Origin of the sequence: Streptomyces sp. NPDC059567 (genome assembly GCF_042735655.1) — a bacterium.
GTDB lineage: Bacteria > Actinomycetota > Actinomycetes > Streptomycetales > Streptomycetaceae > Streptomyces.
Map to the genome: position 1 here is coordinate 1 of NZ_JBHWBS010000144.1, position 9636 is coordinate 9636.

11 protein-coding genes are annotated in these 9636 nt (G+C 71.9%); 7 read left to right on the forward strand and 4 right to left on the reverse strand.

The window, feature by feature from the left end; genetic code table 11:
* Positions 1–70: 70 nt before the first annotated feature.
* The 3 genes from ACFVZW_RS35060 to ACFVZW_RS35070 form a co-directional block, all read right to left on the reverse strand.
* The gene (locus tag ACFVZW_RS35060; protein WP_384530279.1) at positions 71–808 is read right to left on the reverse strand and encodes a transglycosylase SLT domain-containing protein; all 738 of its coding nucleotides are present in this window, start codon (positions 806–808) and stop codon (positions 71–73) included.
* A 275-nt stretch (positions 809–1083) separates the two neighbouring features.
* The gene (locus ACFVZW_RS35065; RefSeq protein ID WP_384530282.1) at positions 1084–2172 is read right to left on the reverse strand and encodes an S-adenosylmethionine:tRNA ribosyltransferase-isomerase; all 1089 of its coding nucleotides are present in this window, start codon (positions 2170–2172) and stop codon (positions 1084–1086) included.
* Entirely contained in the window at positions 2169–2867 is a 699-nt protein-coding gene (locus ACFVZW_RS35070) for an SDR family NAD(P)-dependent oxidoreductase (protein ID WP_384530285.1), read from the reverse strand. Before ACFVZW_RS35070 ends, ACFVZW_RS35065 begins: the two co-directional genes overlap by 4 nt.
* Before the next feature lie 170 nt (positions 2868–3037).
* On the opposite strand from ACFVZW_RS35070, the gene ACFVZW_RS35075 reads away from it, so the two are divergent.
* The 3 genes from ACFVZW_RS35075 (at position 3038) to ACFVZW_RS35085 (ending at position 5213) form a co-directional block, all read left to right on the forward strand.
* Positions 3038–4183: a GAF domain-containing sensor histidine kinase gene (locus ACFVZW_RS35075; protein WP_384530288.1), complete on the forward strand. Its 1146-nt coding sequence runs from the start codon at positions 3038–3040 to the stop codon at positions 4181–4183.
* Positions 4176–4820 carry a response regulator gene (locus ACFVZW_RS35080; RefSeq protein WP_384530291.1) on the forward strand — a complete coding sequence of 215 codons (645 nt, stop codon included), beginning with the start codon at positions 4176–4178 and terminating at the stop codon, positions 4818–4820. Before ACFVZW_RS35075 ends, ACFVZW_RS35080 begins: the two co-directional genes overlap by 8 nt.
* 147 nt (positions 4821–4967) lie before the next feature.
* Positions 4968–5213 carry a chaplin gene (locus ACFVZW_RS35085; protein ID WP_384530294.1) on the forward strand — a complete coding sequence of 82 codons (246 nt, stop codon included), beginning with the start codon at positions 4968–4970 and terminating at the stop codon, positions 5211–5213.
* 179 nt (positions 5214–5392) lie between these two features.
* Here the strand turns inward: ACFVZW_RS35085 and ACFVZW_RS35090 are convergent, their stop codons facing one another.
* Positions 5393–6178, reverse strand: a complete 786-nt coding sequence (locus ACFVZW_RS35090) for a hypothetical protein (protein ID WP_384530296.1) — start codon at positions 6176–6178, stop codon at positions 5393–5395.
* Positions 6179–6329: 151 nt separating this feature from the next.
* Here ACFVZW_RS35090 and ACFVZW_RS35095 point away from each other — a divergent pair, with 151 nt between their 5' ends.
* The 4 genes from ACFVZW_RS35095 to ACFVZW_RS35110 all read left to right on the forward strand — a co-directional run bounded on the left by ACFVZW_RS35095 (position 6330) and on the right by ACFVZW_RS35110 (position 9534).
* On the forward strand, positions 6330–7127 hold the full coding sequence (locus ACFVZW_RS35095; protein WP_329122190.1) for an ABC transporter ATP-binding protein: 798 nt from the start codon (positions 6330–6332) through the stop codon (positions 7125–7127).
* A 61-nt stretch (positions 7128–7188) separates the two neighbouring features.
* Entirely contained in the window at positions 7189–7617 is a 429-nt protein-coding gene (locus ACFVZW_RS35100; protein ID WP_384530300.1) for an NfeD family protein, read from the forward strand.
* 93 nt (positions 7618–7710) lie between these two features.
* Positions 7711–8670 (forward strand): SPFH domain-containing protein, encoded by a 960-nt coding sequence (locus ACFVZW_RS35105; protein WP_384530303.1) that lies wholly within the window; start codon positions 7711–7713, stop codon positions 8668–8670.
* Between the two features lie 90 nt (positions 8671–8760).
* Positions 8761–9534 carry a sulfite exporter TauE/SafE family protein gene (locus ACFVZW_RS35110; RefSeq protein ID WP_384530306.1) on the forward strand — a complete coding sequence of 258 codons (774 nt, stop codon included), beginning with the start codon at positions 8761–8763 and terminating at the stop codon, positions 9532–9534.
* Positions 9535–9636: the final 102 nt, after the last annotated feature.

The window sequence follows — 9636 nt, forward strand, 5'->3', positions numbered from 1 at the left end:
GCCCCCCCCCGCTGTGCGCCCCCCCCCCGCGGCGCGTGCCCCGCCGGGGCCCGCGCCCGGTCGGCGGCTCTTAGTAGGCGCTGTTGACGTTGTCGATCGAGCCGTAGCGGTCGGCGGCGTAGTTGGCCGCGGCGACGATGTTGGCGACCGGGTCGTACTGGTCGAACTTGGTGCCCGGGACGTGGTAGGCCTTGAAGGTCGGGTAGATGACCTGGAGCAGGCCCTTCGACGGCACGCCGTTGATGGCGTTGATGTCCCAGTTGTTGATGGCCCGCGGGTTACCGCTGGACTCACGCATGATGTTCTTGTGCAGGCCGTTGTACGTGCCCGGAATGTTGTGCTTGTCCATGATGAACAGCGCCTCGCGGATCCAGCCGTCGAGGTTGTTCGCGAAGACGGGGGTGCGGGCGGCGGCACGGCTCGCGGCGGCCTTCGCCGCGGCGCGCTTCTTCGCCTCGGCCTCGGCCTTCGCCTTGGCAGCGGCCTTCGCCTTGGCGTCGGCCTTGGCCTTCGCGTCGGCCTTCGCCTTCGCGGCCGCCGCGGCGGCCTTGGCCTCGGCCTCCTGCTTGGCCTTCAGGCTGATGCTCGCGGTCTGGTCGGCGAGGCTGGCCTGCAGGGCCTTGGCCTGCGCGCTGTCAGCGTTGTAGGCCAGGGCGACCTGCTGCGTGTTCGCCAGGGCCTGCGGCTCGACCTCGGTGGCGGCGTTGGCCGGCACGAGGGAGAAGCCGAGGGCTGCGGCGCCGAGAACGGCGACACCGGCGATCGAGGCCTTGTGGGTCTTGTTCAGACGACGGGTGTTCGCAGACATGCAGGACTACCTCTTCGAATAGCAGGGGGTCGCTCAGGCCGGGGCGGCGCTTCGCCCTCTCGGCGGCGACGGCTGCAATTCTTAGCGGCAGCAAAATCCTGTGGCAAAGGTGTGACGTACGATCCCGGGTAGTGGATCAGGGGCCGGTGCACGACCCATGGAAACGCGCACGGGACCCGCTCAGACGGTGGTTATCTGTCCCTTTTGGGTCCACTAGGGCGGTTCGTAAGTGACCTGCGTCCTATGCGCGGGCTCACATCGGCCATGTAACGAACTCACCAGGCGTTGCTTCGCACTTGCGCATGGTGAGGGCTCTCCTTCGGGAGGATGAGGTGGACGTCGCCGAACTCGTGCCAGAGATAGCGCTCCTGGACCGCCTCCGTGTAGGCACGGCACAGAGCAGGACGCCCCGCGATCGCCTCCAGCATCAGCAGATGCGAGGCCTCGGGCTCGTGCAGCCCGGTCAGCAGCCCGTCCACCACCCGCACCCCACGCGTCGGCGTCACCACCAGATCCGTCCACCCCGCCGCGGACCGTACGAGTCCGCTCCCGTCGGCCGCGGACTCCAGGGCCCGCACGGCCGTCGTCCCCACGGCGATCACCGAGCCCCCGGCCGCACGCGCCGCGTTCACCAGCCACGCCGTCGACGCCGGGACCTCGAAACGCTCCGGGTACGGCGGCTCGTGGGCATCCGCCGAGGCCACCCCCGTATGCAGCGTCAGCGGAGCGAACTGCACCCCCCGGCGCACCAGCTCCGCCACCAGGGCGGCCGTGAAGGGGCGGCCGGCGCTCGGCATCTCCGCCGAGCCCGAACCGTCGGGGGAGGGGAGCGCGAAGACCGTCTGGTACGCGGACAGCGGCTGGTCCCGCTCCGTGTACCCGTACCGGATCGGCCGCCCGTACCGCGCGAGCAGCGCCGGTACGGAGCTGTCCGCCCGCGCCCACCACAGCCGGGCCGCCCCCGGCACCAGCGGCTCCTCCAGCACCAGGCGCGCCCCTCCGGGCAGCCGGACCACCGCTCCCTCGGGACCACCCGCCCGCGGCCGCGTGCTGCCCCTCCCGTCGGGCTCCCGCACCTCCACCGCCCACCTGGAGTCGTCCCCACGCGTCGAGAAGTGCACGACCACCGCCTCCCCGCCCAGCCGCCCGGTCACGGCGGCGGCGAGCGTCGCACTCGTATTGACGACGAGCACGTCCCCGGCCCGCAGCAGCGCCGACAGCTCCCGGAACGCGTGGTGCGACACCTCCGTCCCGCGCGACACCATCAGCCGCACGTCGTCCCGTCCCCGCCCAGGCCCACGCTGCTCGGCCGGGACCCGCGCCGACAGCTCCTCGGGCACCCTGGCGGCCGCCGACACCCTCATCGGACCGCCTCCACCAGGTCCGCCGCCGCATACCGGCCGCTCGCCGGCCTGCGGTCGAGCAGCGCGAGGAACCCCGGCACCACCGATCCCGGCTCCGGCCGCGGATCGCCGTCCTCCGGGACGGCCGCCGCGTACAGGTCCGTGTTCATGTCCCCCGGATCCACCGCCCACACCCGAAGCCCCGGTTCTTCCACCGCCAGCACCGCCGCCAGCTGGTCCAGCGCCGCCTTCGAGGCCCCGTAGCCGCCCCACGTCGCGTACGCCTCCGCGGCAGCGTCCGAGCTCACCGCGACCACCGCCCCCGCCGCGCTCTCCCTGAGCAGCGGCAGCGCCTCCTGTACGAGCCCCAGGGCGGCCACGACGTTCGTCTCCAGCGCCGCCCGCAGACCGTCCAGGGGGAGGGCGTCCAGCCGCACCAGAGGCTCGGCCCCCAGCGCGCTCGCGTTGCTCACCAGCAGATCGAGCCCGCCGAGCTGCCGCGCCGCGGCCACCAGCTCCCGACGGTGGTCCGCGTCCGTCACATCCCCGCGCAGCGCCACCACCCGCGCCCCGCGCGCGCGTGCCGCCTCCGCACTCTCCTCGAGCACTTTCGCCGTCCGGGCGTCGAGCACCAGGTCCCAGCCCCGTCCGCCCAGCGCGCCCGCCAGCGCCCGGCCGAGACCCTTCGACGCACCCGTGATGATCGCTACTGGCATGACGTCCATCCCCTCTCCTGCCGATGGCTCCAGCCTCCGACCGCGCCCCCGCCGCCGCCTCGTCCGCGGGCCCCGACCGCACAAGGCACTTCGACCTAGGCCCACGGTCCCAGTCGGCGGCCGTCCCCAGGCGGATACGCACGGTCACCACGCACCGGTACGGTGAATTCATGAGTCATCGACCGAGCTCCGGCCTGGCCGCCGTGAGCACCGCACTCCTGGCGATGAGCCGCCACCTGGAGGTGCGCGACGTCCTCAAGACGATCGTGGCCTCCGCCCGCGAGCTCCTCGACGCCGAGTACGCGGCACTGGGCGTCCCGGACGACCACGGCGGCTTCGCCCAGTTCGTCGTCGACGGCGTCAGCGACGAGCAGTGGCGGGCCATCGGGCCGCTGCCGCGCCAGCACGGCATCCTCGCGGCCATGCTCCACAAGGCCGAGCCCGAGCGGCTCGCGGACGTACGCAAGGACCCCCGCTTCGAGGGCTGGCCCTCCGCCCATCCCGAGATGTCCGACTTCCTCGGCCTGCCCATCCAGGACGGCGAGGAGACCATCGGCGCCCTCTTCCTCGCCAACAAGCGGTGCCCCAAGCCGGACGGTGGCTGCGGCTTCACCGAGCAGGACGAGGAGCTGCTCTCGATCCTCGCCCAGCACGCCGCGATCGCCCTGACCAACGCCCGGCTCTACGAGCGCAGCCGCGAGCTCACCATCGCCGAGGAGCGCTCACGCCTCGCCCACGAGCTGCACGACGCCGTCAGCCAGAAGCTCTTCTCGCTGCGGCTCACCGCCCAGGCAGCGGCCGCCCTCGTCGACCGCGACCCGGCCCGCGCCAAGGGCGAGCTCCAGCAGGTCGCCGCGCTCGCCGCCGAGGCCGCCGACGAGCTGCGCGCCGCCGTCGTGGAGCTTCGCCCCGCCGCGCTCGACGAGGACGGGCTCGTCCACACCCTGCGCACCCAGATCCAGGTCCTGGACCGGGCCCACAGCGCCCGCGTCACCTTCGACAGCTCGGGGGTGCGGGCGCTGCCCGCCGCGCAGGAGGAGGCCATGCTGCGCGTCGCCCAGGAGGCCCTGCACAACGCCCTGCGCCACGCCGAGCCGGAGCTGGTCGCCGTCTCCCTGGTCCGCAACGGCCAGGGCGCGCTGCTCACCGTCACCGACGACGGCAAGGGCTTCGACCCCCGCACGGTCCGCAGGGCGGGCCGGCACCTCGGTCTCGTCTCCATGCGGGACCGGGCAGGCGGGGTCGGCGGCAGACTCACCGTGACATCGGAGCCCGGCCGAGGCACCACGATCGAGATGGAGGTCCCCGGTGGGTGACAAGATCATTCGCGTTCTGCTGGTCGACGACCACCAGGTGGTCCGGCGCGGCCTGCGGACCTTTCTGGAGGTCCAGGACGACATAGAGGTCGTGGGGGAGGCGGCCGACGGAGCCGAGGGCATCGCCCGCGCCGAGGAGCTGCGGCCGGACGTCGTCCTCATGGACGTCAAGATGCCCGGCATGGACGGCATCGAGGCGCTGCGCAAGCTGCGCGAGCTGGCCAACCCGGCGAGGGTGCTGATCGTCACCAGCTTCACCGAGCAGCGCACGGTCGTTCCCGCGCTGCGGGCGGGCGCCTCGGGGTACGTCTACAAGGACGTGGACCCGGACGCGCTGGCCGGCGCCATTCGCTCCGTACACGCGGGGCATGTGCTCCTCCAGCCCGAGGTGGCCGGGGCGCTGCTCTCCCAGGAGGACGGCCACGGCGGCACCGGTCGAGGCTCCACGCTCACCGAGCGCGAGCGCGAGGTCCTCGGCCTGATCGCGGACGGCCGCTCCAACCGTGAGATCGCCCGTGCGCTCGTCCTCTCGGAGAAGACGGTCAAGACGCACGTGTCGAACATCCTGATGAAGCTCGATCTCGCGGACCGGACGCAGGCGGCGCTGTGGGCGGTGCGGCACGGCCTGACCCAGTGAAACGCATGAGGCGGAAGGGGCACCTCCGTTCCCTTCTTCATACCGTCGGGTGTATGTCCCCCGTTCGGCGCAACCCCGCGGGGGTGCGGGCGTTCTCCATGGCGTGCTGCGGCGGCCGGCCGCAGCGAATACCAGGAGGATCCTGAAGTGAAGAACCTGAAGAAGGCCGCTGCCCTCACCATGGTCGCCGGTGGCATCGTCGCCGCGGGTGCGGGTGTCGCCTCCGCCCACGGTGGGGCGGACGCGCACGGCGAGGCCCTCAACTCGCCGGGCGTCGCGTCCGGCAACCTGGTGCAGGTCCCGGTCCACGTCCCGGTGAACGTCTCCGGCAACACGGTCAACGTGATCGGCCTGCTCAACCCGGCCTTCGCGAACGGCGCCGTCAACCACTGACGCCCCCGCGACCAGCCCGGCCCCCGGACGATCCCCCGGGGGCCGGGCTTCTTCCTTTCCGACGCGTCCTCGCACCCGTCGACGCCTGGGCGCCTCCCGGGCCCCGCACCGCTGCGGCGGCCTCGCCCACCGGTCGTGGCCGAGGCCCCCTGGCCGAGCCCCTCAGCGCTTCCGCCTCCTCAGAGCTCCCGCTCCCGTTCCTCCACGTACGCGTTGTACGCCGCCACCTGCGCCCGCCGGGCCACCCGCTCCACCGGCCGCAGCGCAGCCCCCCGCGCCGCCATCTCCGAGGCGCTGACCGCGCCGCCATGGCCGTGGTCGTACGCCAGGTCGATCAGCAGCCCCACCCGCTGTGCCAGCTCCAACACCCGTACCGCACGTGCCGGATAGCCCGGGGCCAGGACCTCACGCCCCGCCTCCGCCCGCGCCCGGTACGCGTCGCGGGCCGCGTCCGCCACCGGGCCCGAGCCCGCGACGTCCAGCTTCGTCAGCACCGCCGTCGCCTCGCGCAGCGCCTCCGCCAGCTCCCGCTCCGCCTCGCCGAGCGACGGTACGTCCGCGGGCGGCGCCTCCCGTACGGACAGGCACCGCCAGACCACCTCGACATGCACATCACCGGGCGGACCGGCCTCCGTGACCTCCGGCACCAGACCGTACGGAGCGCCGAAACCGACCACCGCCTCCTCCGCCTCCAGCGCCCGCGCGTTGAAGTCCGGCGGGCCGCTCAGCCCCAGCGGATGCCCCGGCGCCGGCAGCGCCACCCTCCACCCGGACACCCCGAGCCGCCGCAGCCGGCCGAGCGCCAGGGTCAGCCCGACCGGCCCGGCCTCGCCCGGCAGCCCCTCCACGCGGTGCACCGCGTCGTTCCCGACAATGGCCTGCGCCGCGTCGTCCGGCGATACCGATCCGGCCAACAGGGCATTGCCCCAAGCGGCCAGGCGTCCTGAGCGTGGTTCCGAAAGCATGCCCCCAGACTAGGGACTCCCCGCCCCGCGGCAGGGAACTACCGGACCTAACGACCGGCCCGCTCCGACAGTGGCGTAGGTTTTCCCTGGACGCCGCGCCCACAGGCGCACGCGACGACTCGACTCGACCGCAAGGGGAGACAACGCGCTCATGAGCGATGTACTGGAGCTGGTGGACGTATCCGTGGTCCGCGACGGACGGGCTCTGGTGGACGATGTCTCCTGGTCGGTCAAGGAGGGCGAGCGGTGGGTCATCCTCGGCCCCAACGGCGCCGGCAAGACCACCCTCCTCAACATTGCCTCCAGCTACCTCTTCCCCTCCGCGGGCACCGCCCGGGTCCTCGGCGAGCAGCTCGGCGGCGTCGGCACCGACGTCTTCGACCTCCGCCCCCGCATCGGCATGGCCGGCATCGCCATGGCGGAGAAGCTCCCCAAGAAGCAGACCGTCCTGCAGACCGTCCTCACCGCCGCGTACGGCATGACCGCCACCTGGCACGAGGACTACGACGCCGTCGACGAGCAGCGCGCCCGCGCCTTCCTCGACCGCCTCGGCATGACCGAGTACCTGGACCGCAAGTTCGGCACCCTCTCCGAGGGCGAGCGCAAGCGCACCCTGATCGCCCGCGCGATGATGACCGACCCCGAGCTCCTCCTCCTCGACGAGCCCGCCGCCGGACTGGACCTCGGCGGCCGCGAGGACCTCGTCCGCCGCCTCGGCCGCCTCGCCCGCGACCCGTACGCCCCCTCCATGATCATGGTCACCCACCATGTCGAGGAGATCGCCCCGGGCTTCACCCACGTCCTGATGATCCGTCAGGGCAAGGTGCTCGCCGCCGGCCCGATGGAGACCGAGCTGACCTCCCGCAACCTCTCCCTCTGCTTCGGCCTGCCGCTCGTCGTCGAGCACGTCGGCGACCGCTACACCGCCCAGGGCCTCCCGCTGAAGTAGCCGCATCCGGCCGGGAATCGCACCCTGTCCCGGACCCGCCCCACCGCCCTACCATGACCATGTGGACATCGACGCATGGGTCTGGTGGCTGATCGGCGCGGTAGGACTCGGCATTCCGCTCGTCCTGACCGCTATGCCTGAATTCGGCATGTTCGCCGTCGGTGCGGTAGCCGGAGCCGTGACCGCAGGTCTCGGCTTCGGCATCGTCGCGCAGGTGGTCGTCTTCGTCGTCGTCTCCGTGGCGCTCCTCGCGGTGGTCCGACCCATCGCCGCCCGCCACCGAAACGGCCCGCCCCAGCACGCCAGCGGCATCGACGCGCTGAAAGGCCGTCAAGCCGTCGTCCTGGAACGGGTCGACGGCAACGGCGGCCGCATCAAGCTCGCCGGTGAGATCTGGTCCGCCCGCGCGCTCGACTCCGGGCTGGCCTTCGAACCCGGCGACCAGGTCGACGTCGTCGAGATCGACGGGGCGACCGCCGTGGTCATGTGACCGAACCCCCCACGAGACGGCGCGCCGTCTGGGAAACTCGATCATCACAACCAACCCGGCAGTCGACCGGCAGCGAAGGGCACAGGGAACGCGATGTCAGCAGTCATCATCGTCCTGATCATTCTGGTGGTGCTCGTCTTCATCGCCCTGATCAAGACGATCCAGGTCATCCCGCAGGCGAGCGCCGCGATCGTCGAGCGCTTCGGCCGCTACACCCGCACCCTCAACGCCGGCCTGAACATCGTCGTCCCGTTCATCGACTCGATCCGCAACCGGATCGACCTCCGCGAACAGGTCGTCCCGTTCCCGCCGCAGCCCGTGATCACCCAGGACAACCTGGTCGTCAACATCGACACCGTCATCTACTACCAGGTGACCGACGCGCGCGCCGCGACCTACGAGGTCGCCAGCTACATCCAGGCCATCGAGCAGCTCACCGTCACCACCCTGCGCAACATCATCGGCGGCATGGACCTGGAGCGCACCCTCACCTCCCGCGAGGAGATCAACGCGGCCCTGCGCGGCGTCCTCGACGAGGCCACCGGCAAGTGGGGCATCCGCGTCAACCGCGTCGAACTCAAGGCGATCGAGCCGCCGACCTCCATCCAGGACTCGATGGAGAAGCAGATGCGCGCCGACCGCGACAAGCGCGCCGCCATCCTCACCGCCGAGGGCATCCGCCAGTCGCAGATCCTCACCGCCGAGGGCGAGAAGCAGTCCGCGATCCTCCGCGCCGAGGGTGAGGCCAAGGCCGCCGCCCTGCGTGCCGAGGGCGAGGCCCAGGCCGTCCGTACGGTCTTCGAGGCCATCCACGCCGGCGACCCGGACCAGAAGCTCCTCTCGTACCAGTACCTCCAGATGCTCCCGAAGATCGCCGAGGGCGACGCCAACAAGCTCTGGATCGTGCCCAGCGAGATCGGCGATGCCCTCAAGGGCCTCTCCGGCGCCTTCGGCAACCTCGGCGGCGGAGCGCCCGGCTTCAACACCGGCGCGGTGCCCGGCAGCCGCACCGGCAGCGAGACCGAACGCCGCGAAGTGCCCCCGGTCGACTGACACATACACGCAGTCGTGCATGATCGGTGCGAGCCCCTCGACCCCGACGGACGTCAGGGCGGGGAGGCGAGCCACTGATCCTGTAAGGAGATGGCTTTGTCCATCTGGGAAGTACTGGCCGTGTTCGCGGCCGGCGTCGGAGCCGGCACCATCAACACCATCGTCGGATCGGGAACGCTGATCACGTTCCCCGTCCTCCTCCTCACCGGACTGCCCCCGGTCACGGCCACCGTCTCCAACGCCCTCGGCCTCATCCCCGGCTCCATCAGCGGAGCCATCGGCTACCGCGAGGAACTCAAGGGCCAGCGCCGCCGCATCCTCCGCCTCGGCACCGTCGCCGCCATCGGCGGACTCTGCGGAGCCGTCCTCCTGCTGATGCTCCCGGCCCGGGCGTTCGAGACCATCGTCCCCGTCCTCGTCGCCCTCGCACTGGTCCTCGTCGTCCTGCAGCCCCGGATCTCCAAGGCCGTACAGGCCCGCCGCGAACGACACGGCCACCACGGAGACCCCGACGGCGGTCCGCTCCTGCTGACCGGACTGCTCCTCGCCAGCGTCTACGGCGGCTACTTCACCGCCGCCCAGGGGATCATCTACCTCTCCCTCATGGGAATGCTCCTCGCCGACACCCTCCAGCGCCTCAACGCTGTCAAGAACGTCCTCGCCGCGATCGTCAACAGCATCGCCGCGCTCTTCTTCCTCTTCGTCGCCGACTTCGACTGGACCGCCGTCCTGCTCATCGCCGTCGGCTCGGCCATCGGCGGGCAGATCGGCGCCAAGGTCGGCCGGCGCCTGCCCCCGACCGTCCTGCGCGGCGTCATCGTGACCGTCGGCACCGTCGCCATCGTGCAGCTGCTGCTCCGCTGAAAGGACGGGGGCCCCCCCCCCCCCAAAGGGGAGCGGCCCCGCGGGCCCCCCCCCAGGCCCACACAGAGCACCCCGGATCCGCCCCCCCATGTGGCCCCCCCC

Bases quoted from the DNA above. Each gene is read 5' to 3' on its own strand.
- ACFVZW_RS35110 (WP_384530306.1), top strand. From the start codon at position 8,761: ATGGCTTTGTCCATCTGGGAAGTACTGGCCGTGTTCGCGGCCGGCGTC.
- ACFVZW_RS35095 (WP_329122190.1), top strand. From the start codon at position 6,330: ATGAGCGATGTACTGGAGCTGGTGGACGTATCCGTGGTCCGCGACGGA.
- ACFVZW_RS35075 (WP_384530288.1), top strand. From the start codon at position 3,038: ATGAGTCATCGACCGAGCTCCGGCCTGGCCGCCGTGAGCACCGCACTC.
- ACFVZW_RS35060 (WP_384530279.1), bottom strand. From the start codon at position 808: ATGTCTGCGAACACCCGTCGTCTGAACAAGACCCACAAGGCCTCGATC.
- ACFVZW_RS35105 (WP_384530303.1), top strand. From the start codon at position 7,711: ATGTCAGCAGTCATCATCGTCCTGATCATTCTGGTGGTGCTCGTCTTC.
- ACFVZW_RS35070 (WP_384530285.1), bottom strand. From the start codon at position 2,867: ATGCCAGTAGCGATCATCACGGGTGCGTCGAAGGGTCTCGGCCGGGCG.
- ACFVZW_RS35065 (WP_384530282.1), bottom strand. From the start codon at position 2,172: ATGAGGGTGTCGGCGGCCGCCAGGGTGCCCGAGGAGCTGTCGGCGCGG.
- ACFVZW_RS35090 (WP_384530296.1), bottom strand. From the start codon at position 6,178: ATGCTTTCGGAACCACGCTCAGGACGCCTGGCCGCTTGGGGCAATGCC.